Annotated in this window: 25 protein-coding genes and 1 pseudogene; 18 read left to right on the top strand and 8 right to left on the bottom strand. The window is 75.1% G+C overall.

The annotated features are described in order from the left end of the window. The first annotated feature begins 23 nt into the window (after nt 1–23). Nucleotides 24–497 (top strand): VOC family protein, encoded by a 474-nt coding sequence (locus tag Ae150APs1_RS25565; protein WP_010232455.1) that lies wholly within the window; start codon nt 24–26, stop codon nt 495–497. 84 nt (nt 498–581) lie between these two features. Next, a complete protein-coding gene (locus Ae150APs1_RS25560; RefSeq protein ID WP_075300790.1) occupies nt 582–1277 on the top strand; it encodes a DUF899 family protein in 696 nt (231 codons plus the stop codon). A gap of 16 nt (nt 1278–1293) precedes the next feature. Here the strand turns inward: Ae150APs1_RS25560 and fahA are convergent, their stop codons facing one another. Next, nucleotides 1294–2484 carry a fumarylacetoacetase gene (gene fahA, locus Ae150APs1_RS25555; RefSeq protein ID WP_075300788.1) on the bottom strand — a complete coding sequence of 397 codons (1191 nt, stop codon included), beginning with the start codon at nt 2482–2484 and terminating at the stop codon, nt 1294–1296. Beyond that, the gene (locus Ae150APs1_RS25550) at nt 2481–3251 is read right to left on the bottom strand and encodes a hypothetical protein (RefSeq protein WP_075300786.1); all 771 of its coding nucleotides are present in this window, start codon (nt 3249–3251) and stop codon (nt 2481–2483) included. Before Ae150APs1_RS25550 ends, fahA begins: the two co-directional genes overlap by 4 nt. Nucleotides 3252–3269: 18 nt before the next feature. Here Ae150APs1_RS25550 and Ae150APs1_RS25545 point away from each other — a divergent pair, with 18 nt between their 5' ends. The 3 genes from Ae150APs1_RS25545 to Ae150APs1_RS33005 are packed head-to-tail and all read left to right on the top strand — an operon-like array spanning nt 3270 to nt 4465. Beyond that, nucleotides 3270–3560, top strand: coding sequence for a transposase (locus tag Ae150APs1_RS25545; RefSeq protein WP_075295029.1), 291 nt, complete (start codon nt 3270–3272; stop codon nt 3558–3560). Then, nucleotides 3557–4144: a DDE-type integrase/transposase/recombinase gene (locus Ae150APs1_RS33010; protein WP_212567260.1), complete on the top strand. Its 588-nt coding sequence runs from the start codon at nt 3557–3559 to the stop codon at nt 4142–4144. Before Ae150APs1_RS25545 ends, Ae150APs1_RS33010 begins: the two co-directional genes overlap by 4 nt. A gap of 9 nt (nt 4145–4153) precedes the next feature. Continuing rightward, the gene (locus Ae150APs1_RS33005) at nt 4154–4465 is read left to right on the top strand and encodes an integrase core domain-containing protein (protein ID WP_212567129.1); all 312 of its coding nucleotides are present in this window, start codon (nt 4154–4156) and stop codon (nt 4463–4465) included. On the opposite strand, the gene Ae150APs1_RS25535 is transcribed toward Ae150APs1_RS33005, so the two are convergent. The 3 genes from Ae150APs1_RS25535 to Ae150APs1_RS25525 all read right to left on the bottom strand — a co-directional run bounded on the left by Ae150APs1_RS25535 (nt 4429) and on the right by Ae150APs1_RS25525 (nt 6561). After that, nucleotides 4429–5196 (bottom strand): PHB depolymerase family esterase, encoded by a 768-nt coding sequence (locus Ae150APs1_RS25535; protein WP_170918132.1) that lies wholly within the window; start codon nt 5194–5196, stop codon nt 4429–4431. The genes Ae150APs1_RS33005 and Ae150APs1_RS25535 overlap by 37 nt on opposite strands. A 140-nt stretch (nt 5197–5336) precedes the next feature. Beyond that, complete coding sequence (locus Ae150APs1_RS32265) at nt 5337–5906, bottom strand: universal stress protein (protein ID WP_075300782.1); 570 nt, start codon at nt 5904–5906, stop codon at nt 5337–5339. Nucleotides 5907–5976: 70 nt separating this feature from the next. Beyond that, nucleotides 5977–6561, bottom strand: a complete 585-nt coding sequence (locus Ae150APs1_RS25525) for a TetR family transcriptional regulator (protein WP_010234508.1) — start codon at nt 6559–6561, stop codon at nt 5977–5979. 101 nt (nt 6562–6662) lie between these two features. Here Ae150APs1_RS25525 and bioB point away from each other — a divergent pair, with 101 nt between their 5' ends. The 4 genes and pseudogenes from bioB to bioD all read left to right on the top strand — a co-directional run bounded on the left by bioB (nt 6663) and on the right by bioD (nt 9701). Beyond that, nucleotides 6663–7721, top strand: coding sequence for a biotin synthase BioB (bioB, locus tag Ae150APs1_RS25520; protein WP_075300780.1), 1059 nt, complete (start codon nt 6663–6665; stop codon nt 7719–7721). After that, nucleotides 7718–8080 (top strand): annotated as a pseudogene (locus Ae150APs1_RS34440) (aminotransferase class I/II-fold pyridoxal phosphate-dependent enzyme); the annotation flags it as partial. The gene bioB and the pseudogene Ae150APs1_RS34440, both read left to right, overlap by 4 nt. 83 nt (nt 8081–8163) lie before the next feature. Continuing rightward, nucleotides 8164–8943, top strand: a complete 780-nt coding sequence (locus Ae150APs1_RS25515; RefSeq protein WP_254849408.1) for an aminotransferase class I/II-fold pyridoxal phosphate-dependent enzyme — start codon at nt 8164–8166, stop codon at nt 8941–8943. After that, nucleotides 8940–9701, top strand: a complete 762-nt coding sequence (gene bioD, locus Ae150APs1_RS25510) for a dethiobiotin synthase (RefSeq protein ID WP_075300778.1) — start codon at nt 8940–8942, stop codon at nt 9699–9701. Before Ae150APs1_RS25515 ends, bioD begins: the two co-directional genes overlap by 4 nt. A gap of 541 nt (nt 9702–10242) precedes the next feature. On the opposite strand, the gene arr is transcribed toward bioD, so the two are convergent. Both arr and Ae150APs1_RS25500 read right to left on the bottom strand, forming a co-directional pair. Then, nucleotides 10243–10689, bottom strand: coding sequence for an NAD(+)--rifampin ADP-ribosyltransferase (gene arr, locus Ae150APs1_RS25505; protein ID WP_075300776.1), 447 nt, complete (start codon nt 10687–10689; stop codon nt 10243–10245). 137 nt (nt 10690–10826) lie between these two features. Beyond that, complete coding sequence (locus Ae150APs1_RS25500; protein WP_075300775.1) at nt 10827–13580, bottom strand: LuxR family transcriptional regulator; 2754 nt, start codon at nt 13578–13580, stop codon at nt 10827–10829. A 185-nt stretch (nt 13581–13765) separates the two neighbouring features. On the opposite strand from Ae150APs1_RS25500, the gene Ae150APs1_RS25495 reads away from it, so the two are divergent. The 9 genes from Ae150APs1_RS25495 (at nt 13766) to Ae150APs1_RS25455 (ending at nt 22887) form a co-directional block, all read left to right on the top strand. Beyond that, nucleotides 13766–14479, top strand: coding sequence for a flavodoxin family protein (locus tag Ae150APs1_RS25495; RefSeq protein ID WP_075300774.1), 714 nt, complete (start codon nt 13766–13768; stop codon nt 14477–14479). A 40-nt stretch (nt 14480–14519) separates the two neighbouring features. Further along, on the top strand, nt 14520–15473 hold the full coding sequence (locus tag Ae150APs1_RS25490; RefSeq protein WP_075300773.1) for a DUF5996 family protein: 954 nt from the start codon (nt 14520–14522) through the stop codon (nt 15471–15473). A 40-nt stretch (nt 15474–15513) separates the two neighbouring features. Continuing rightward, nucleotides 15514–15816 (top strand): nuclear transport factor 2 family protein, encoded by a 303-nt coding sequence (locus Ae150APs1_RS25485; RefSeq protein ID WP_083680483.1) that lies wholly within the window; start codon nt 15514–15516, stop codon nt 15814–15816. Between the two features lie 76 nt (nt 15817–15892). Beyond that, entirely contained in the window at nt 15893–16717 is an 825-nt protein-coding gene (locus Ae150APs1_RS25480; protein ID WP_075300772.1) for an SH3 domain-containing protein, read from the top strand. A gap of 56 nt (nt 16718–16773) precedes the next feature. Then, entirely contained in the window at nt 16774–19359 is a 2586-nt protein-coding gene (locus Ae150APs1_RS25475) for an FUSC family protein (protein ID WP_139317631.1), read from the top strand. Beyond that, nucleotides 19305–20012, top strand: coding sequence for a TIGR02206 family membrane protein (locus Ae150APs1_RS25470; protein WP_075300770.1), 708 nt, complete (start codon nt 19305–19307; stop codon nt 20010–20012). The genes Ae150APs1_RS25475 and Ae150APs1_RS25470 overlap by 55 nt, the downstream gene beginning before the upstream one ends. 123 nt (nt 20013–20135) lie before the next feature. Continuing rightward, nucleotides 20136–20342: a hypothetical protein gene (locus Ae150APs1_RS25465; protein WP_010240628.1), complete on the top strand. Its 207-nt coding sequence runs from the start codon at nt 20136–20138 to the stop codon at nt 20340–20342. 125 nt (nt 20343–20467) lie between these two features. After that, the gene (locus Ae150APs1_RS25460; RefSeq protein WP_139317062.1) at nt 20468–21436 is read left to right on the top strand and encodes a hypothetical protein; all 969 of its coding nucleotides are present in this window, start codon (nt 20468–20470) and stop codon (nt 21434–21436) included. After that, complete coding sequence (locus tag Ae150APs1_RS25455) at nt 21433–22887, top strand: hypothetical protein (protein WP_075300759.1); 1455 nt, start codon at nt 21433–21435, stop codon at nt 22885–22887. Before Ae150APs1_RS25460 ends, Ae150APs1_RS25455 begins: the two co-directional genes overlap by 4 nt. Before the next feature lie 56 nt (nt 22888–22943). Here Ae150APs1_RS25455 and Ae150APs1_RS34730 read toward each other — a convergent pair whose 3' ends face one another. Then, complete coding sequence (locus Ae150APs1_RS34730) at nt 22944–23051, bottom strand: helix-turn-helix domain-containing protein (protein ID WP_349289917.1); 108 nt, start codon at nt 23049–23051, stop codon at nt 22944–22946. Nucleotides 23052–23103 lie beyond the last annotated feature (52 nt).

Here is a 23103-nt window from a genome sequence, read left to right as displayed (position 1 = left end):
CCGCAGGAGGGGGAAGACGCGCGATGGGCGACGACGTCCCGCACGACCAGCAGCTGACCGAGGCCCGGTGGACGCACCTCGCGTTGCCGACCGGGAACCTCGACGCGGCGATCGACTTCTACACCACGATGACCCCGCTGACCGTCGTCGAGCGCTTCTCCGACGACGCCGGCGAGAGCGTCTGGCTGTCCAACGCGAAGCAGGTGGAGACGCCGATGGTGCTCGTCCTGGTCTCGTTCGACCAGGACCGCGGCGAGGAGCTGGGGCTGCTCCGCCCGTTCGCGCACATCGGCATCGAGGTGCCGCACCGGGCCGACGTCGACGCGGCCGCCGACCGCGCCCGGGACGCCGGCTGCCTGCACTGGGAGCCGCGCCAGATGCCCGGCCCGGTCGGCTACATCTGCGCCCTCACCGATCCCGACGGCAACGTCGTCGAGTTCTCCCACGACCAGAAGGTCTTCTCGTCGGTGCGGGAGCGCTGGGGCTCCGGCACCTGACGGGCCGCGCCGCGGCCACCGATGAGTACGGCGCGGCGAGGGAGTCACCACCTCCAGACAGGAACACGACCGTCCGGAGGCACCATGTCCGCCACCGCCACCGCCCTCCCGCCCGTCGTCGACGCCGCGACCTGGCGGTCCGAGCTGGCCGCGCTGCGGGTCCGGGAGAAGGCCGCCACCCGCGAGCTCGACGCCGTCGCCGCGCAGCGGCGGCGGCGGCTGCCCATGGTCGAGATGCCCGACTACGTACTCGACGGCGAGGACGGCCCGGTCCACCTCGCCGACCTCTTCGGCGAGCACCCCCAGCTGATCGTCTACAGCCACATGTGGCACGCCGGTGCCGAATGGCAGTGCGGCGGCTGCACCGGGTTCACCTCGCAGTTCACCCGGCTCGCCGGGCTGGAGAAGTTCGACGCCCGGTTCGTGATCGTCACCCAGGGCCCGATCGACGAGGCACTGGCCTACAAGCACCGGGTCGGCAACACGATGACCTCGTACTCGACGGCGAACAGCACGTTCGGCAGTGACGTCGGTGCCCCGCCGGACGCCGGGTTCGCGGTCAACGTGTTCCTGCGTGACGGGGACACCGTGTACCGGACCTGGCACACCGACGGCCGCGGCACCGAGCAGCTGAGCTACCTGTTCGGGCTCGTCAACCTGCTGCCCTACGGCCGTCAGGAGGTGTGGCAGGACTCCCCGGAGGGCTGGCCGCAGGGTCCGACGTACAGCCGGTGCGCCGGCCCGGAGGAGATCGCCGCCGCCTACGGCGAGGACCGCTGACCGGCACCGGACCGGCTCAGGGGAGTGCGGGCCGGATGCGGCCGGTGACCTCCCCGAAGCCGATCCGGGTGCCGTCCGGTCCGGGGGCGGTGGCGGTGATCGTGACCTCGTCGTCGTCGAGCAGGAAGGTCCGCTGCTCGCCGTTCACCGTGACCGGTTCGGCGCCGCCCCAGGTCAGCTCGATGAAGGCGCCCCGCTGGTCCTTCGCGGGCCCGGACACCGTGCCGGAGGCGAGGAGGTCACCGGTGCGGCTCGACGCGCCGTTCGTCGTCAGGTGGGCGAGCATCTGCGCCGGGGACCAGTACATCTCGCGGTAGGGCGGCCGGGTGACCTCGACGCCGTTCCATCTGACGGCCATGTCGACGTCGAGTCCCCAGGTCTCCGTGCCGCGCAGGTACGGCAGCGGCTCCGGGTCCTGCCCGGGCAGCGGGATGCGGGCGTGCTCCAGCGCCGCGAGCGGCACCACCCAGGCCCCGACCGACGTCGCGAAGCTCTTGCCCAGGTGCGGGCCCAGCGGGACGTACTCCCAGGCCTGGATGTCGCGGGCCGACCAGTCGTTGATCAGGACGGCGCCGAACAGGTGGTCCGCGACGTCGTCGACGGCGATCCGGGAGCCCAGGCGGGACCCGGCACCGACGACGAAGCCGAGCTCGGCCTCGATGTCGAGCCGGCGGCTGGGCCCGTGGTCCGGGACGGTGTCGCCGGGCGCCTTCCGCTGCCCGCACGGCCGCACGATCTCGGTACCGGAGGCGACGACCGTCCCGGCCCGGCCGTGGTAGCCGACCGGAAGGTGCTTCCAGTTCGGCAGGAGCGGCTCGGCGTCCGGCCGGAACAGCCGCCCGAGGTTCGACGCGTGGTGCTCGGAGGCGTAGAAGTCGACGTAGTCCGCGACCTCGAACGGCAGGTGCATCCGCACGGTGCCGGCCGGGTGGCGGGCGGCGTCGGGCACGTCGCCCGCGACGAGCGCGGTGAGCCGTTCGCGGACCTGTGCCCAGCGCGCCGGGCCCTGCGCCATGAACGGGTTCAGGGCCGGTGCGGCGAACACCGCGTCGTCGCCCGCGGTGCCCAGCAGGACACCCAGGTCGAGGACGGTGTCGCCGAGCCGCACCCCGGGCCGGGGCCGGTCGTCGTCTCCGGTGGAGAAGACGCCGTAGGGCAGGTTCCCGGGCCCGAACGGCGAGCCGGCCGGGATGTCGACGGCGCTCACGGGAGCGCTCCTTCCGTCGGTGGGGCGGTGCAGACGCCCAGGTGGATCAGGTCGGTGAGTGGGTCGGTGATGCTGCAGGTGCCGAACGACCGGAACGCGGCGCGGGCGCGGTCCACCCGGGCGGCGTCGAGGTCGTGGACCCGGCCAGCGACGACGGCGCCGGCCCTCTCGGCCAGCAGCGCGGCGGCGTCGGCCGCGGTCCCTCCGCGGAGCAGCGCGTCGGTCGCCAGCAGCACGTTGAGGAACCCGTGCTGCTCGAATCCGGTGGCCGGGTCGGAGTGCCGCACCGCGTGGTGCAGGCCGGCGGTGGCCTTGAACGGCCGCCCGGCGGCGACGGCGCCGGCGAGCCCCGCCGCGAGCTCGTCCTCGCCGGGGTGGAGGTCGGCGCGGACACCGCCGGTGCGGAACTTGGCGAGGACCCCGGCGGGGAGACCGGTGAGGAACGCGTCGCGGCGGTCGTCGCGTGGGATCTCGACGTAGACGTCCGGGCCGCCGGTGGGCGGCGGCGCGACAGCGGCACCGTCCGGGGCCGTCCCGGCGGGCGCGGCGATCTCGACCGACACCAGCCGCACCGGCAGGGCGGCCGCCCGGTCGAGGACGCGTGGCAGCCCCTGCGGGCCGCCGGGGAGGGTCACCGACAGCGGCAGCGCGGCGCCGGGCGGGAGCAGTGCGGCGAGCGCGTCGAGCAGCCCGTCGTGGACGACCAGCGGCCCGGCGAGCGCGGCGTACCAGGTGCCGTGCGGTTTCCCCCATGATCGGGGAGGCATCAGCTATAAGGGGTAGCGATGCCAGAGGTACGGAAGCGATACGACCGGGAGTTCCGTGACGGGGCGGTCCGGATCGTCGAGGAGACGGGCAAGCCGATCGCCCAGGTCGCCAGAGACCTGGGGGTCAACGAGGGCACGCTGGGCAACTGGGTGGCCCGCGCCCGTGAGGCCCGTGAGGAGACCGAGGGCCTGTCCCGCGGGGACGTCGAGGAGCTCAAGCGGTTGCGTGCGGAGAACGCCGAGCTGCGGATGGAGCGTGATGTCCTCAAGCGATCCGTGGTCCTGTGGGTCAAGGAGGCGACGAGGTGAGCGTGGCCCGTTTCATCGCCGACCAGAGGACCTTCCACCGGGTGCCGCACACGCTGGCCTGTGCCCTGCTCGGGGTGTCGATCTCGTGGCTGTACAAGTGGCTGCAGCGCGCCGGCAGCCCCGACGGTGGCACGACCGCGACCGAGCAGCGGCGGACCCGGCTCGACGCCGCGGTGGGCGTGGCGTTCGACGCTGCCCAGCGGTTGCACGGCTCGCCGAGGTTGCACGCGGACCTGCGTGAGGCCGGCTGGCAGGTCTCGGAGAAGACTGTGGCGGACTCGATGCGTCGCCAGGGCCTGGTCGCGCGCCGGATCAAGAGACGCAACGGGCTGGCCCGTCAGGACCGCGCAACGCCGAAGTTCCCCGACCTGCTCAGACGCGACTTCACCGCGGCCGAGCCGAACCGCCGCTGGGTCGGGGACATGACCGAGATCCCCACCGCGGCCGGGAAGCTGTATCTGGCCACGGTGATCGACCTGTACTCGCGGCGGTTGCTCGGCGCGGCCACCGGACTGCACCCGAACGCCGAGCTGGCGTGTGAGGCCATCCGGATGGCCACCGCGGCCCGCGGTGGGGCGGGCTAGATCCGAGGAGTGATCTTTCACACCGACCGCGGGTCGACCTACACCGCCGGGGCGTTCACCGCGCTGTGTCGGCGGCTGGAGATCCGCCAGTCGATGGGTCGGGTCGGGTCGTGTTTCGACAACGCCGCGGCGGAGGCGTTCTTCTCCAGCCTGGAGTGGGAAGTATTGTCCCGCAACGACTTCGACACCACCAGCAGGGCGCGGGCGGTGGTCATCGACTGGTGCTACGGCTTCTACAACCACCGCCGGCGACACAGCGCCGCGGGCGGGCTCTCACCGATCAACTACGAGAACGCCGCTCTCACCCGAGACGCGGCATAGGGAACCCTCCACGATCTTGGGGGAACCACACACTGCTGCACCAGCCGGTCCGCCATGAACGGCGGCACGACCTCGTCCTGGTCGCCCTGCACGACGAGCAGCGGCACGTGCCGGGCGCGCGTCCCCATCACGGACCGCGCGAGGCGGGCGTTGTCGACCGGGGTGACCGCGTCGAGGTCGTCCTGGGCGCGGTGGAACCCGTACTCGCCACCCGCGACCGAGGTGACGGTCGCGACGAGGTCCGGGTAGGTGACCCCGAGGATCACGGCCGTCCCCGCCCCGGACGAGGCCCCCGCGACGTGCACCTGCCGGGCGTCCGCCCCGTACTCGCCGACGACCTGGCGGATCATCCCGGCGAGCAGCTCGGGCTCGCCGCGGCCCCGATCCTGGTGGTCCGGGGACAGCGAGTTCCAGCACATCTGGACGTTCCGCAGGAGCGACTGCGTCGGGTAGACGACGAGGAACCCCTCCCGGTCGGCGAGGTCGTCGAAGCGGGTGGTGGCCTTCATCGAGTTCAGCCCGTAGCCGCTCATCGCGCACCCGTGCACGGCGACGACCACCGGCATCGGCCGGTCCGGCCGCCACGACGGCGGGACGTGTACCTGGTAGGCCAGCCGCCCCTCGGAGCTGGAGTAGCTGCCCGTCCGGTCCCCGCCCGGGGCGGGCCCGGCGGCCGGGGCCGCTGCCGAGGGGGTCGCGGCGAGGACGACGAGCACGAGCGCGACCGTCACCCACCCCGTCCATCGGCCGATGCTGCGGCGGTGGGTCATGTCGACATCGCTCCGTTCCGGACGCCCGTGCCGGGTCCGTCGACAGTGAACACCCAGCCGTAGCGGCATGGTCAACCGCGGTCCCCGGGCCCGCCCGCCGGTCAGGCGGTCGGCAACGCCCCCGGTCCGGCGTCGGCCGCGGTCAGACGGTGCGGGACACCCCCGGGAGCGGGACGACGGCGGGGCGGCACGGGTGCGGACCGCACCACCGGCGAGGGCCGCACCGGGCGGGCGCCGGGCGGCACGACGACCACCGCCGCGCCCCGCACCTCGTCGGCGACGACGTCGGCCCACCTCCCGATGCGCACCTCCGCCTCGACGTCGACCTCGCCCGACCGGACCGCGACGTCGTCGGCGACCCGGTCGAGGCGCTGCCGCACGAGAACCGCCGCGCCGCGGGACACCGGCCGGTCGTCGGGCGACCGGGCGCCGACGGCCACGACCAGGCGCAGGTCACGTCCCGCCCGGCGCGCCAGCTGCTCCGCCCAGCAGGCGACGTGGTCGGCCAGCTCCCCGTCCCCGACCGCGACGACCGGCCCGGCCCTCCGGTGCCCGTCGCCGGCGTCCTCCCCGTCGCCGCGCGCGCCGGTCCCGGACGCGCCGGAACCGCCGGTCAGCCGCCGCAGCCAGGCCGGGAGGAAGGGCCCGGGGACGCTCGACGACGTCGTCATGCGGGTAAGCGTCCCGCCGGGGCACCCGGGACGGGCAGGGCCGACCGGCCCGCACCCCGGTCCGGCCCGGTCAGCTCCGGCCGGTCCCGGGCGCGGGCCCCAGCGCCTCCGGATCCGTCGACAGCCCGGACACGATCGCGGCCACGCCGAAGTGGAACGCCTCCGCGTCGTCGTCGCGGCTCCGCCCGGCACCGTCGGCGACGATCCCCGTCCGCACCAGCTCGGCGTGGTTCTGCTCCTCGGCGACGAACCCGAGCACGTAGTGCACGAGCGTCCGCGCCGCCCAACCCGCCCGGCGCTCGGAGAGCCGGTCGTCGAACGCGTCGCGCAGGTCCCGGAGGGGTCCCAGCGCCTCGGGCCGGAAGGCGAACGCGAACGACACGAGCTCGGCGCCGTCGCGGACCGCCAGGAGCGCGGCCCGCAGGGCGATCGCGGCCTCGCGCGGATCATCCGTCGGGACGGGATCCGGCGCGTCGTCGAGGATCCGGACCGCGACGTCCACGAGCAGGTCCTGCTTGCTCGGGACGTGGTAGTAGAGCGCTCCGGGCCGCACGCCGAGGTCGTCGGCGAGCCGCCGCATCGTCAGGCCGCCCAGGCCCTGCCCCCCGAGCAGGGCGACGGCCTGCCCGACGATCCGTTCCCGACTCAACCGCACGGTTCCCCCCACCTGTCCCGCTCCAGTCTGCGGTCCGGCCCGGACCGCGTCCCCACCGGGCGAGCTTGTCGCGCGGCGGCGCCCCGGCTACCGTTTGAACGGTGTTCAAAACCTTTGACGACCTCGCCTCCCGACAGCTCGACGGCGGCGTGCTCGACTGCGAGGACGCCCGCACCGTGCTCTCCGCTCCCGACGACGAGGTCCTCGGGCTGGTCGCGGCGGCCGGCCGGCTGCGCCGCGCCCACTTCGGCGACCGGGTGAAGGTCAACTACCTGGTGAACCTCAAGTCGGGGCTGTGCCCGGAGGACTGCGGGTACTGCTCGCAGCGGCTCGGCTCGTCGGCGGACGTCCTGAAGTACTCGTGGCTGAAGACCGACGAGGCCGTGCGGCAGGCGGGCGCAGGGATCTCGGGCGGGGCGTCGCGGGTCTGCCTCGTCGCGAGCGGGCGCGGGCCGGGCGCGCGGGACGTGGAGCGGGTCGCGGGCGTCGTCGGGGAGCTCAAGTCCGCGCACCCGGGTGTCGAGGTCTGTGCCTGCCTGGGGTTCCTGGGCGACGGCCAGGCCGAACGCCTGCGCGAGGCCGGTGTCGACGCCTACAACCACAACCTGAACACCGCCGAGTCGCGGTACTCGTCGATCTGCTCGACACACGACTACGCCGGCCGCGTCGACACCGTGGAACGCGCGCGGGACGCCGGCCTCTCCCCCTGCTCCGGCCTCATCGTCGGCATGGGCGAGACCGACGACGAGGTGATCGACGCGATCTTCGCCCTGCGGGACCTCGGGGCCGACTCGATCCCGATCAACTTCCTGATGCCGTTCGAGGGCACGCCGATGGCGGGCACGTGGACCCTGGACCCCCAGCGCTGCCTGCGGATCCTCGCCCTGGCTCGGCTCGCGTGCCCGGACACCGAGGTCCGGATCGCCGGCGGCCGGGAGATGCACCTGCGGTCCCTGCAGGCGGTCGCCCTGCACGTCGCGAACTCGATCTTCCTGGGTGACTACCTGACCAGCGAGGGCCAGGCGGCGGAGGCCGACCTCCAGCTCATCGCCGACGCCGGGTTCCGGGTCCAGGGCGCCGACGAGTCGGCCACCGGCGACGCGCAGACCCCGGCCTCCCGCCGTCGCGGCGCCGGTACGCCCGTGGCCCCGAACGCATGACGACGACCACGCCTGCCGGGACGGGCTCGATGGAGGACTGGCTCGCCGGCGCCGCGGACCGCCGGCACCGCGACGGCCTGGTCCGGGCGACCGACGCCGCCCGCCACCCGCGGGCTCGTCCGGGGACCCTCGACCTCGCCTCGAACGACTACCTCGGGCTGAGCGGTGACCCGCGCCTGGTCGCCGCCGCGGCCGAGGCACTGCGACGGCACGGCACGGGGGCCGGCGCGTCCCGGGTCGTCACCGGGACCACCGGCGCGCACGACGACCTCGAGTCCGCGCTCGGGCGGCTCACCGGGCAGCCGGCGGCACTCGCCTTCTCGAGCGGGTACGCCGCGAACGTCGGCCTGCTCACCGCACTCGGCGACCCCGGCACCCTGATCGTCAGTGACGCCCACGTGCACGCCTCGCTGGTCGACGGGCCAGGCTGTCGCGCTCACCGGTGCGGATCTGCCCGCACGCCGACACCGGCGCGCTCGAGGAGCTGCTGCGCGACCGGGAGCACGAGCGCGCCGTGGTCGTCGTGGAGTCGATCTACTCGGTGCTCGGCGACGCCGCCGACCTGCGCCGGACCGCCGAGCTGTGCCACCGGTACGGGGCGATGCTCGTCGTCGACGAGGCGCACGGGATCGGCGTGGCGGGCGGCGGGCGGGGAGCCGTGCACGCCGCAGGGCTGGCCGGCGCCCCGCACGTCGCCGTCACCGCGACGCTGTCCAAGGCACTGGGCTCGCAGGGCGGCGCCGTGCTCGGCTCGCCGCTGCTGCGCGAGCACCTCGTGAACACGGCGCGCACGTTCGTCTTCGACACCGGGCTCGCCCCGGCTGCCGCCGCGGCGGCAGCCGAGGGCTGCCGGATCATCGACACCGACCCCGGGCCGTGCGCCGCGCTGCACGCGGTCGCCGACGCCGTCGCGTCCGCGGCCGGGATCGTCCGGGCCCCCGGTGCGGTGCAGTCGCTGGCCGCCGCCGGCCCCGAGATCGCGGTCGCCGCGGCGCGGACGCTCGGCGAGGCCGGGACCCTCGTCGGCTGCTTCCGGCCACCGAGCGTCCCCGACGGGATCTCCCGGCTCCGGCTGGTCGCCCGCGCCGGGGTCGATCCCGGCCGCGCCGCCGAGGCTGCAGCACGGGCCGCACGCTCGGTCGGCCCGGCCGGTTCGGTCGGTCCGGTCGGTTCGGTCGGTCCGGCCGCGTCGACCGGCGGGTCCGTCGGGGCGCCGTCGTGACCGGGGTGCCGCGGGTCCTGTTCGTGACCGGCACCGACACCGGGGTCGGCAAGACGATCGCCACCGCCGCGCTCGCCGCCGCCCTCGGCCGGACGGGCCGCTCCGTCGCGGTGTACAAGCCCGTCCAGGCCGGCACTGAGGACGGCGCCGGTGACATCGACACCGTCGTCCGGCTGGCCGCGCCGGCGGTGGCCCGTGAGGGTGTGCGGCTGCCCGATCCGATGGCACCGGTCGCTGCCGCGGCCCGCGCGGGCGTCCCGCTCCCGGCCGCGCCCGACCACCTGGCGACGATCGCCGCCCTCGGCGCCGCCCACGACCATGTGATCGTCGAGGGCGCCGGTGGGCTCCTGGTCGAGCTCGGCACCGACGGCCACACCCTCGCGGACCTCGCCGTCGCCGCACCGCAGCCGTCGGCGACGGTCGTCGTCTGCCGTAGCGGGCTCGGGACGCTCAACCACACCGTGCTGACCGTCGAGGCGCTCCGGCACCGCGACGCCGTCATCGCCGGGCTCCTCCTCGGCGCCTGGCCGGAGCACCCGTCCCCGATCGAGGAGGACAACCGGCGCCGCCTCGCCACGGGACCGCCCCCGCTGCTCGGCGCGGTCCCCGACGGAGCGGGCCTGCTCGACCCCGGGCACTTCCGCCGCCGGGCAGCCGAGTGGCTCGACTCGTGGCCCGCCCCCGCCCCGCACCCGGCTCACCCTCACCCTCATCGAGATGCACCTCAGCGCGACATGTCGATCTCCGGACGACACTGAGCTGCATCTCGGCGGGTACGCGACGCGGACCGGGCCGGGTTCGCACGGGATCGGTTGCCTCGCACGGGGTCGGATCCCGTGCGAGCGACGCGTACCCGTGCGAACCGATCCGTCGAGGGGTGCGGGGGCGCCGCGACTCATCGGACTCCGAATCCGCACCGCACGGCACGGTGTCCGGCACGCGCACGGTGTCCGGCACGGCACGGCACGGCACGGCACGGCCTGGCCTGGCCCGGCTCGGCACGGCCTGGCCCGGCCCGGCCCGGCCCGGCCCGGCAGAGCGCCACTCTGTCCGCCGGGCCTGGTCCGCACCGGCACACCCTTTCCATGGAATCGCTTCCCCAGGCAGCGATCTCACCGGACAAGGTCCTCGGCCGCGGCGCGTGCCGGCCGGGCCCGGAGTCCGCGGTCCTGTGCGGGCGCCCCGGTGGGCGGCGCCGCCCACCGCGAGATCCGCCCCCGGACAGGTCCGGCCCGCCGCCGGCCCGTCTGCGCGGCTCGTTCGCGCAGCTCGTTCGCGCGGCTCGTTCGTGCGGGATCGTCAGTCGTAGACGACGGCGAGGCCGCGGCGCCGCAGGTCGTCGAGGAGGTCCCGCATCGTCTGCAGCTGCTCGGGGGTGTGCCCCGTCCAGTCCTCCAGCTCACCCACGATGCGGACGGGCTCGCGGGTCCGGTAGGAGCGCGTCGGATTGCCGGGGTGCTTCTTGTCGGTGACGTTGGGATCGTCCTCGACGGCTCCGGTCGGTTCCACGACGTAGATGCGACCGGACCCGTCACCGGCGGCCATCTCGGCACCCCAGGCCGCGGCGTCGAGCGTCGCCGTCACGTAGACGTGGTTCATGATCCGCCCCTCCTCGAAGTTCGAGGGGCGGCCGGGTACCAGCAGGTCACCGACGGCCAGGTCGGCCCTGGTCCCGTGCAGCAGGACCCCCGGCTCGTACACCTCGAACGGCGTCGGCCCGGTCCCCGAGTCCGGCTCCTGCGTCATGACGTGACTCCCCCTCGCCGTCGCGTGTGCGTCGAGCGGAGATCCTCCGCCGTGAGGGAGGGCTTGCCGCAAGCCCCGCCCCGCGCTATAGGTTGATCACGGCGGACGCAGTGCCGGTCACCGGGGCATGTCTCGGGTCATCCCTCGTCGGCGCCCACGCGGAACCGCAGGTCCCCCGCCATGTCGATCCGGGCGAGCTCGACGCGCGAGGTGATGCCGAGCTTGGGGTAGACGCTGGCCAGGTGATGGCCGACCGTGCGGTGGCTGATCAGCAGCTGTGCCGCGATCTCCCGGTTGGTCAGGCCGTCGGCGGCCAGCCGTGCGACCCGCAGCTCCTGGGCGGTCAGTCCGGCCCCGGCCGGTGAGCCCGGCTCGTGGCGGGCGCCCGGCCCGCCCGCCAGGTCCTGCTCGCGCAGCGCCCGTGCCCGCAGCGGCTCCGCGCCGAGCCGGCCGAACGTGTCGGCGGCCGCGGCGAGCTCGTGCCGGGCGTCGGCCCGGCGGCGCGCCCGCCGCAGCCACTCGCCGTACAGCAGCCGGGTACGGGCGTGCTCGAACGGGTCGTCGCACGCGCCGGCCTCGTCGAGGGCCGCACGGTAGGAGGTCTCGGCCGCCGGACCGTCCGCGGTGAGGGCGCGCAGCCGGTGGGCGGCCGAACGGGCCCAGACCGCGCCGGTGCGCTCGGCCCACGTCGCCACCGTCGCGACCCGGGCCCCGACGACGTCGGCGCGCCCGGCCTGCGCCGCCGCCTCCGCGGTGTCCGGGGCCGCGAGCAGCGCGGCCGTGCGGTGGGCGGCCTCGTGGCCGGGCTCGTCGAGCGGCAGCAGGTGGCGCAGGGCCTCCTTCGGCCGGCCGCCGAGGAGCGCCGCCCGGCCGCGGTGCCAGTACGCGGAGGCCGTCAGCGCGCGCACCCCGCGCGGGACCGAGAGTGCCAGTGCGCTCCGGGTGAGCTCCTCGGTGCGGGTCCCGTCGCCGCGGGCCGCGGCCAGGCCGGCCAGGGAGAGGCGGCACTGCGTGGCGATGTGGTCCGCCCCGACCTCCGCCGCCAGCTGCAGTCCCTCCTCCGCCGCGGACCCGGCCGCCTCCCACCGGCCCGCGGCGAGGTCGAGGACGGCGGTCTGGGAGAGGACCATCGCCAGCGCGGCGAGCTCATGCCGGCGCCGCAGCTGCGCGGCCTGCACGGTCAGCACGTCGTGCAGCGGGCCCTCGGCGCCCCAGGCCCAGACCAGCGGGACGGGTGGCAGCAGCTCCCACGGGACGGTGCCGAGCCGGCCGACGGTGTCGCTGCTCCTGCCCGGGGTGGCGGGGGCGACCTGCCCGGTCTCGTCGTAGCAGGCCCACCAGGCCCGCAGCACCGGCACGACCGGTGACAGCTCCGGGTCGCCGCCGGCATCGAGATCCAGCAGCCGGCGCAGTGCCTCCTGCTGCAGCTCGGGCCGGCCTGCCGACCACGCCGCGCGGACCGCCATCGAGCCCAGCTCCACCGCGCCGCGGGTGCCCGGGACTTCGGTCATGTCGCGGGCCAGGTAGTGGTGGGCGCGCTCCGGCCTGCCGTAGGCGAACTCGAGGATCCCGCGCAGCCCACCGCTGCGCCGGACGACGGGGTCCACGCCGTCCAGGAGCTCGGCGTCGTCGAGCAGCCGTCGCGCCGCACCGGCCTGACCGGCGTCCCACGCGGCGCGGGCGGCGGCGGCCAGCCGGCGTGCCGCGTCCGCCGGCTCCGGCGACAGCGCGGCGGCCCGCCGCAGCGTGCGGGACGCCATCGGCCCGGCGCTGCGCTGCAGGCAGCGATCGGCCGCACGCTCCAGCAGCGCGGCGACGTCCTCGTCCGCCCCCTCGGCGGCCGCCGCCAGGTGCCAGGCCCGTTCCTCGAGGGCGTCGCCGGACAGCACCGCGGCGAGCGCCCGGTGCGCGGCCTGCCGGTCCGCGAAGGGAGCGCCGTCGTAGACGGCCGCCCGCACCAGCGGGTGCCGGAACTCCACCCGGGCTCCCGACGCACGGAGCAGACCCGAGCGCAGTGCCTCGTCCCAGGCGTCCGTGTCGACGCCCCAGCCCGCCCCGGCGCGGTGCACGACGTGCCGGTCACCCCGGTCCTCGGCCGCCGCCAGCAGCAGCAACGCCCGCGTCGACGGCTTCAGGGTCTCGACCCGGGCGCAGAACGCCCGCCGCAACCGGGGCCCGACCGCCACCGGCTCCCCCGCCGCCGGGAGGGGCGCCTCGCGACCGAGGGTGGGCAGCTCGCGCAGCGCCAGCGGGTTGCCCCCTGCCGTCCGGACCGTGCGGTCGACCAGCGTCTCGTCGGTGTCCGGCACGACGGCCGCGACCAGCCGGCGTGCGTCGTCGTCGGCCAGGCCGACGACCTCCATCGACGGCAGCCCCTCCCACGGCCTCGAGGCGGGATCCTCGTGCCCGGTCAGGAGCACGACGACGGGGTCGGTCCGCACCCGCCGCGCGACGAATCCCAGGCAGTGCGCGGTCGCCTCGTCGATCCACTGGGCGTCGTCGACCACGACGAGCACCGGCCGTTCCCGGGCCAGGCCGGAGAGCAGCGAGAGCACGGCCGCACCGATGAGGAAGCGGTTGGCCGGGTCCCGGCTCAGACCCAGCGCACCGCGCAGCGCCGCGGCCTGCGGTGCGGGGAGCGCGTCCAGCCGGTCCGTCACCGGCCACAACAGCTCGTGCAGCGCGGCGAACGCGAGGCCCGCCTCCATCCGGGTGCCCCGGCACCGCAGGACCGTGGCGCCGGACGCCGCCCCGACGGCGTGGTCGAGCAGGGCGGTCTTGCCGATGCCCGGCTCACCCCACAGCACGAGCCCGGAGCCCTCGCCACCGGCCGCCCGTGCCAGCACCCGGTCCAGGGCCGCGGTCTCGGCGCGCCGCCCGAACAGCTCCATGGTCCACCGTGCCTTCCCGCGCCGGGCCGCAACGGCACGACGGATCGCCTCGTCACACGGTAACCGCGCCTTTCCGGACATTCCGTCGTGACCGATCCACCGACCGATCCGCGGACGTCCGCGGCGCCCGACACTCGGCGGGTGAACCGCTCCGCACGCGTCGAACCGCCCGCGTCGTGACCCCCGTGACCGAGAGACCCGACTTCACCGGGCTGCGGGCGACGTACATCAACTGCACGCTCAACCGCTCCCCCGGCCGCAGCCACACGCAGGGCGTGATCGACCGCAGCGTGGCGATCATGGAGGCGAACGGGGTCGGCGTCGACCAGATCCGCGCCGTCGACCACGACATCGCCACCGGTGTCCGCCCGGACATGACCGAGCACGGGTGGGACACCGACGAGTGGCCGGCGCTGCTCACCCGGGTCCTGGCCGCCGACATCCTGGTCATCGCCGGACCCATCTGGCTCGGGGACAACAGCTCGGTGACCCGCCGGGTGATCGAACGGCTCTACGGCTACTCCGGCGTGCTCAACGAGCACGGCCAGTACGCCTACTACGGACGCGTCGGCGGCGCCCTGCTCACCGGCAACGAGGACGGCCTCAAGCACTGCGCGATGAGCATTCTCTACAGCCTGCAGCACATCGGGTTCACCGTCCCGCCCCAGGCCGACGCGGGCTGGCTCGGCGAGATCGGCCCCGGCCCGTCCTACCTCGACGAGGGCTCCGGCGGTCCGGAGAACGACTTCACCAACCGCAACACCGCGTTCATGACCTACAACCTGCTCCACCTCGCGTCGATGTTCCGGAGCGCAGGCGGGTTCCCCGCCTACGGCAACCAGCGCACGGCCTGGGACGCCGGGCGCCGCCCCGACGACGCCAATCCCGAATACCGTTGACCGTCACCCTCCCGTGGCGCCGCGAAGGATGTGAGCACCGATGACCAGCCCGGCGACGACGACCTGGCCGAGCCTGCGGGTGTCCGACTGGACCCCCACCCGCGACACCCTGCACATGTGGACCCAGATCGTGGGCAGGATCCGCATGGCCCACGCGCCCCTGCTGAACCACTGGTGGCAGGTGACCCTCTACGTCAGCCCGCGCGGGCTGACGACGTCGACCGTCCCGCACCGCACGGGGGCCTTCGAGATCGAGTTCGACTTCGTCGGGCAGCAGCTGGAGGTCCGCAGCAGCGACGGCGGGGTGCAGAGCCTCCCGCTCCGGCCGATGCCGGTCGCGGAGTTCTACGCCCGCGTCCTCGACATGCTCGACCGGCTCGGGATCGAGGCCCCGATCCGGCCGCACCCCAACGAGGTCGACCCGGCGATCCCCTTCGCCGAGGACTACACCCACACCTCCTACGACGGCGAGGCGGCCGCCCTGTTCTGGCGGCAGCTGCTGCAGGCGAACCGGGTGATGGGTGAGTTCCGGTCGCACTTCGTCGGCAAGGTCAGCCCGGTGCACTTCTTCTGGGGTGCGATGGACCTCGCCTGCACCCGCTTCTCCGGGCGGCCGGCCCCGCCGCACCCGGGCGGGGCACCCAACTGCGGGGACTGGGTCATGGTCGAGGGCTACTCCCGGGAGCTGTCCAGCTGCGGGTTCTGGCCGGGCGGCGGCGAGGAGGGCGCGTTCTACTCCTACGCCTACCCCGGGCCGGACGGGTTCGCCGACCAGCCGGTCGGCCCCGACGGCGCGTTCTTCAGTACCGAGTTCCAGCAGTTCCTGCTGCCCTACGAGGTCGCCCGCGCCGCACCCGACCCCGACCGGGCGGTCGCCGAGTTCCTCCGCACCACCTACGAGGCCGCCGCGGACCTCGGCCACTGGGACCGCGCGGCACTGGAGGACGACCCCGCCCGCTGGGACGGGACGGCCGTGCCCCGGACCGCGACATGACCGATCCGATCGGCACCCTCGTCGACGCGCACCTGGACGCCTGGAACCGACCGGCCGGGACGCGGCCGTCGCGGAGATCTACGCGCCGGACGTGCTCGTCGGGGAACCGGACGCCGCCCGCACCGGGCACGCCGGGATGTCCGAGGCGATCGACGCCCTCCACGCGCAGGTGCCGGGCACCGCGATCACCCGCTCGGGGCCTGTCCAGCGGGCGCAGGACCTGGTCACCTACACCTGGGTCCTCGGCGCGGAGGGTCGCGCGCCGGTCGCGTCCGGCCGTGACGTGCTCCTCGTCCGGGGCGGGAGGATCACGAGCCTGTACGTGCTGATCGACACGACGTGACGGCTGCGCCGGTGGCGTGACCGGGGAGCGTTGTAAGGCGGGTACGGGCACGGGGACGCCGGGGAGGGAGCGGGCCGTGGCCGATCAGGACGTCGATCACCTGGCCGTGGCCGAGCGGGCCGCGCGGATGGACGACCTCGCCGTCCGGCGGGGCGCGGAGGGCCGGCGGGCCGAGGCCGAGGCCGCCGCCGACGAGGCCGCCCGGCTGTACCGCGCTCTCGCGGCGGACTTCCCCGCGATGTTCGGCGGCGACGCCGATCGTGCCGGTGCGCTCGCCACCGCCCTGCGGGACGCACCGCCCGGGGGTTGGTCGGCCGTCCTGACCGCCGCCGTGCCCCACGGGCCCGTCTCCCTCGGCGTCCGCGCGCCCGCCGCCGCCCGCGTGCCGGACGGCCCCGTCGTACCCGCGGAGCCGGAGCCGGCGGCCTCCGCCGGACCCCCGCCCGGACCGCGGCGACGGCGCACGGTGACGTCGGTGGTGCTGGTGACGGCGGCGGTGGTCGTCGTCCTTCTCGGGACCGTCGGCACCGCGGGCTGGGTCCTCTCGCGACCGCCCGCGCAGGCCGCCGTCCGGACGGAGCCGGCGCCCGTCCCCGTCCCGATCCGGCCGTGGACCGCCAGCGCCCGCGCCGACGTGGCCCCGACCGGCGTCGCGCTGCGCCCCGCGCCGTCCACCGCGGGCGACCCGGTCGGGCGACTGCCCGTGGGCGACGACGTCGAGATCCGCTGCGGCGAGATCGGCCGCGCGACCACCACCGACACCGGCGAGCGCAGCTCCAGCTGGCTCCGCACCGCGACCGGGAGCTGGGTCGCCGCGGTGAACGTCGAGCTCCGCGGGCCCGGCACGATCACGAACTGCAGGCCCGGGCAGCCCCCGGTGCCCGTCCCGCACCACCGGTGAGGTCTCGTCCTCCGGGCGGCGTGCGAGACGATCACGAACCGTCATATAGTTAGCATGTGCAACGGTTAGTGGAGGTCGGCGAGGGACGTACGTCCGACGCGATCGTCCCCGGCCGCCTGCGACGCGCCCGCGACCGGTTCGTCGCCTCCGACCCCGGGCTCGTCCGGCTCGTGTCGGCAGCGCGTGCGGTCCTGGCGATCGCCTCGGCGCTCGGGGTGGAGTACCTCGTCGCGAGCGTGACCGGCGCTCCCCCGCTGGTCCCGATGATGCTCGGCGCGGTCGTCGCGATGCTCGCCTCGTTCGGCGTCGTCGACGCGACCCGTGGCGGGCAGGCCCTCACCCTGTGCTGCCTGCCGCTGGCGATGCTGGCCGGGATGGGCGTCGCGCTGCTCGTCGACCGCAACCGGCTCGCGTCGCTGGTGACGTTCGTCGCGGTCGTGTTCGTGGCGGTCTGGGTCCGGCGCTTCGGGATGCGGTTCTTCGTCTGCGGCATGGGCGGGTTCATGGGCTACTTCTTCGCCCTGTTCCTGAACCTGCGCCCGGAGATGCTGCCCGGGGTGGCGGAGGCGGTCGTCGTCGCGATCGCCTGGGTGCTCCTGCTGACGCTGGTCCTGCTGCCGATCCGCAACGACCGCGTGCTGCGCCGGATGCTGCGCTCGTTCGAGGCCCGGCTGGCCGGTCTCGCCGGGACCGTCCTCCTGCTCGCCGACCAGGCCCCGGGCACGGCCGAGCGGGCCCGTGCCGAGACCCGGCTGCGCAGCCTGCTCGTGCGGATCAACGAGTCCGCTCTGGTCATCGACGGGCAGCTGGGCACGCCCGCAGCCGTCACCGACGACGACACCGCCCGCACCGTGCGTCGCACCGTCTTCGACGCCGAGCTGGCCGCGACCGCCCTGGCCCGGGTCGGGCCCACCGCCGTCACCCACGACGACGGGGCCCGCGCGATCCTGACGGCACTGTGGCGGGGCCGGTGGGACACCGTGGAGGAGCTCGCCGACCGGGCCACCGGCGCGACGGGGCCGGGACCGCAGCGCCTGGCCGTCGACGCAGCCGTCCTCGCCTCCGCCCGCGCCGAGTGGACCCGGGCGGCCGGGGCACGCGACCCGGGCCGGACCGGCGAGGACCCGCGCAACGCCGATGCCGACGCCGATGCGGTGGAGTTCGCGCCCGCGGTGCAGCTGTTCGGCGGGAACCTCCCCGGCTCGGCCGGCACCGTCACCCGGCTGCACCGGCCGCCCGAGGCGGACCGGCCCGCGTCGCGGCTCTCGTTGACCACCCGCCAGGCCGTGCAGGTCACCATCGCGACGGCGCTCGCGATCGCCGCCGGGGACGCGCTCTCGGAGCAGCGCTACTACTGGGCGGTGCTGGCCGCGTTCATCGCCTTCACCGGCACCGCGACCGTCGCCGAGACCGTCCGCAAGTCCGCGCACCGAGCCGTCGGCACGATGATCGGCCTGGTCGGGGCGATCGTGCTGGTCCCGGTGCTCGGCCCGGACGTCGCCGTCGTGCTGCCGGTGATCCTCGTCAGCATCTTCGGGGCGCTGTACCTGTTCCGGCTGTCCTACGCGCTGATGATCTTCTTCATCACCCTGATGCTGGGTGAGCTGTACGCGCTGCTCGGCAGCTTCTCGGTGGACCTGATGGTGCTGCGCCTGGAGGAGACCGTCCTGGGCGGCCTGATCGGCTGCGCGGTGTCGGTCCTGGTGCTGCCGACCCGCACCCGGTCCGCGGCCGACGAGGCCCGCCGCGGGCTGCTCGACGCCCTCGCCGAGCTGCTGGCCGCCACCGACCGCGCGCTGCGGCGGCCGGGACCGCCGGAGGACCTGCGGGCCTGCTCCCGCGCGCTCGACGCGGCCCTGCACCAGGCGATGCTCCTCGGGCGCCCGCTCACCCGGACCTGGCTGGGCTCTGCCCAGGACGACGTCGTGCGCGAGTTGACCGCCTGCACCGCGGTCGCCGACCACGCCCGGCGGCTCGCCCGCTCGGCCGAGGGCGTGCCCGGGACGGCCGCGCTGACCGGGGCCTGCGCGCGGCTCGCGGAGCTCGTGTCGTCCGCCGTCGCCGGGCGGCCCGTTCCCGCGGGGAGCTGCGCGGCCGTCGTCGACCTGCTGGTGGGACCGGCCGGTGGGCACGGCCCGGGTGCCGCGCTCGCCCGGGAGGCCGGGCTGCTCGCGGCCGAACTGCCCGCGCTCCTGGAGGCGCCCGGCCTGCTCCCGGACCCGGCGGCCGTCGGGCGGGTCCGCGGGCCCGAGGGTGGTCCCACCGCGGCGACGGTCACCGTGGTCGACCGGGCGGGCCGGCAGTTCGACCGGGTCACCACCGGCGACGACGGCCGCTTCGCCCTCCGCGTCCCGCCCGGCACACACTTGCTGGTCGCCGCCCCCCCCCCCCCGCCGGCGGCGGGGCAGCCCCCTACGGCGACCACGTGCCGCTCGGGCCGGGGACGGTGCTGCCGGACGTCGTCCTCGGGCCGCAGCCGGTGCGGGAACGGGCCCGGGCGATCGGGCGGGGCTGCCTGGGGCACGGCTGACCGCGCCGGGGCACCACCCGGCAGGCAGCCCTCACGACGCCCCGGGATGATCGGGGCATGGGGGACACCGGCGTCTTCGTGCCCTACGGCCCGACGCACTGGAGCGCACTGACCGTCGGCGTGCTCGGCGCGGTCGTGCTGGTCGTGGTCGGCCGGCGGCTGCGCGGGAGCCCGGCCGAGCGCACGTTCTGCCGGGCGTTCGCCGTCGCGATCCTCGTCCTGCTGGTGCCGCTGCAGCTGCGCCTGCTCACCCCCGGCACGTTCGACGTGCAGATCTCCCTGCCGCTGCAGCTGTCGGACCTGTCCTGGATCACCGCCGCCTACGCGCTGTGGACGGGGCGCGCCTGGGCGTGCGCGCCGCTGTACTACTGGGGCCTCACGCTGACCCCGCAGGCGCTGCTCACCCCGGCCACCGACGCCCCGGACTTCCCGCACGTCGCGTTCCTGCACTTCTGGGCCCTGCACCTGCTCGTCACCTGGGCCGCGGTCTACCTGACCTGGGGCGCCGGGGTGCGGCCGACGTGGCGCGGCATGCGCGTGACGCTGGCGATCACGGTGGGCTGGGCGGCAGTCGTCCTTCCGTTCAACCTGCTCGCCGGCACGAACTACGGGTTCCTGGCCCGGCCGCCGTCGAACGCCTCGCTGCTGGACCTGCTGGGCCCCTGGCCCTGGTACCTGGTCGTGGAGCTCGCGCTCGTCGCGGTGGGGTGGAGCGCGATCACGTGGCCGTGGACGCGACGGCAACCGGCCCCCGCCCGGCCGTGACCGGCGGCCGATCGATCTACCGCTCACCGAGTGCGTCCGCACCGAACCGGTCCTCGCTGCAAGGGTGACCGGGGCACGCAATCGGGCGCGGCCGCTCCGGCCGCCGTGGACGGGAGGACCACGATGGGCGACATCGCGAGCAAGGTCGACAAGGCCTACGAGGGCAAGAGCATCGCCGAGCTGGCCGACGCACCGGTCGACGCGCTGCAGGGCGTCTCCGAGGGGGACGCGAAGCACCTGAAGGACGCCTTCGGCATCACGACCGTTCGTGACCTGGGCACCAACAAGTACTTCCTGTGGGCCCAGGCCATCAGCACGCTCGCCGGCTGAGCACGGGCGGCCGTCCGGCAGCCCGTCGTCATCAATTCCGGGTATGCCGGACGGCGCAGCCGCAACACCTCCGTTCGCCCCACCGATGTGTCGGCCGAGGGTCGAGCGGAGGCAGGTCTGTGGAGATGTCCATCGTCGAGGCAGCACGGTTGAACAGGGCGAACCGGGCGGAGGAACAGCGGCTCCGTGCGCGCCACGAGGATCTCGTCGGCCGGCTCGGCATCGAGCGCGATGCCCACGACCTGCGTCGGACGAACATCTACTACACCGCGATCGCACCGTTCTGCGAGGTCTTCGCGACTCTGAAGAACGTCGAGCTGGGCGCCCTCACGGAGATCCACCTGCCCCCGGCGACGGATCTTCCGCTCCGGGAGGACGCCCCTGCTGCGACGATCCGCGGTGTGCACGGCCTGGCCGCGGCGGCCGGTGGCGCGGCCGTCGGCGCCGGTGCCGGGTCGGCAGCGTTCGCCGGCGTCGGGGCGTTCGCCGCAGCCTCGACGGGGACCCCGATCGCCTCGTTGTCCGGCGCCGCGGCGACGAACGCGACCCTCGCCTGGCTCGGCGGTGGCTCGCTCGCCGCCGGCGGGGGCGGTGTCGCGGTGGGCTCGCTCGTCCTCACCGGCGTGGTCGCCGCGCCGGTCCTGATCGCCGGCACAGGTTTCGTCGTGTGGAAGGGCCGGCGCGACCTGCGTGACCAGCGGGCCGTCGCCGTGCAGCTCGCCGAGCAGGAGGCGGTCATGTCCCGCGAGGAGCAACGGTGCGACGCGGTCCTGCGACGCAGCCGGCTCCTGCGCACGGCGCTGGCCGACCTCCAGGACCACATCGCCCGCCGCATCGGCGCGTTCACCGCGCTCGTCGACCGCACACCGGACTTCGCCGTGTACACGCCGGAGGAGAGGGATCTCGTCAGGACGCTGGTCCGTCTGGTGTCGACCGCGACGACTCTCATGGGCACCAGGCCGGCGGACGAGTCCGGCGCCGTCACCACGGAGTCCGGCCTCGTGATCGAACAGGCCCGTGCACTCCTCGCCGACCTCGACCGCGCGGACACCGACCGTGCAGCCGGGACGTCCCGGACGGAGTCGGCCGCGTGATTCCCCCGACGAGCCGTACCCGCTCGGGAACCGACGCGGCACTGCGGACGATCGTCGACGCCGCGACCCGCACGCTGCGTGCGGAGACACTCGAAGCGCTGTCCACCCGGCGGGCCGCCGCAGCGCTCGCCAGGACCTATGAGCGGCTCGGTCAGGAGCAGCGGGCGGGGCACCTGTTCGAGCTGTGGCACGGACACACCTTCAACGTGGACGCCATCCGTCAGGGCGCCTCGGTCCGTGCCACGGTCACGGCCGCGTGCGGTGAGCCGACCGCACCCGCAGATCTGCGCATCGTCGACCAAGGGCGCGTACTCGACGAGGTCCAGGCCAAGCTCTACGGCAGGGCGGCCGCCGCCACGCGCGCGCTGGCCCAGTCCCGGTACCGCGGCATGCAGCGCCTCGTCGCCGGGGACAAGCGCGAGCACGTCGAGCGGCTCCTCGACAAGGCCCTGCTCCGCGACTCCGACGGTCTCTACCAGGACGACTACGCCGACACCCGGGCACACCTCACCGACACCGTCAGGCACGGAGACGTCAGCAGCACGCCCCTCGACACCGACGATGTCCACCGGGCGGCCGGGAACGTCGGCCGGTGGGGGAACCACCTGGCGGCCCGGGCCGCAGGCCGGGAGGTCGTGGGGGCCGCCGCGTCCGGCGCGGTCATCGGCGGCGGGTTCGCCGGACTCGCCGCCGCCGCGCGCGAGACGGCGCGGGTCCGGGCCGGAGAGACCACGGCCGCCGCCGCGGCGTGCACCGCCGCCGGAGCGGCGGCCCGCAGCGCCGCACGCTCCGGAGCCCTGGCGGGCCTGGGAGCCGGGGCGAGGATCGCGCTCACCCACGCGAAGGTCCCCGCCTCCGTCACCGGGAGCGGTCTCCCCGGGGCCGTCGCCTCCGCGGCGTTCGGTGTCGCCGACGCTGCGATCTCACTGGCCCGCGGCGACGTCAGCCGCGAGGAGTTCGCAGAGATCAGCTGCGACGTGACGTTCCAGGCAGGGATGGCGTGGGCCGGCGGGGCCGTGGGACAGACGGTCCTCCCCGTCCCCGTCGTGGGTGCCCTCGTCGGAGGATTCGTCGGACAGGTCTCGGCGACGTTGATCGTGCAGGGGATCCAGCTCGCCATCGCCGCGGTCCATTCCGGCGACCCGGGCGACGACGGGCTGGCGTTGCTCGAGACTGAAGCAGGTGCCGCGGCCGAGGCTGCGGCCCTCCTCGGCGCCGCCGGTGCCGCGCTCGGTGCGGAGTCCGGCGCCTACGCCGAAACGACCGTCGTGCCGGAGGTCGACCACGCCCTGTGGTCGAGCGTGGACGCCGACCCGGAATCCGGCCTCACGGAGCTGGTCGAGCTCGCCGAGGGCTCCGACGGCACTCCGCTGTTCGTCAGCCTCGACGAGTTCGATGCGTGGATGTCGGATCCGCTGACGACCTTGTCCCTGACGACCAGCTGGACGTGAGGTCGTCCGGGTCTGTCTCGTCGACGGCTCCAGGCAGCCGACTCACGCGTGACGGATCACGGTGCCGGGTCGCCGTCGAGGATCCGGCGGATGGTGTTGCGGTGGTAGCCGGTCAGTTCGGCGAGCTCCACCTGCGAGACACCGGCTGCGGCGGCGTCCCGGATGACGCCCTACAGCTGTACCCGGCATGCATGACACGAGCCGCAGCCGTGTCCG

This window comes from Pseudonocardia sp. Ae150A_Ps1, assembly GCF_001932315.1.
GTDB lineage: Bacteria > Actinomycetota > Actinomycetes > Mycobacteriales > Pseudonocardiaceae > Pseudonocardia.
This window is presented reverse-complemented; position numbering and strand designations above follow the sequence as displayed.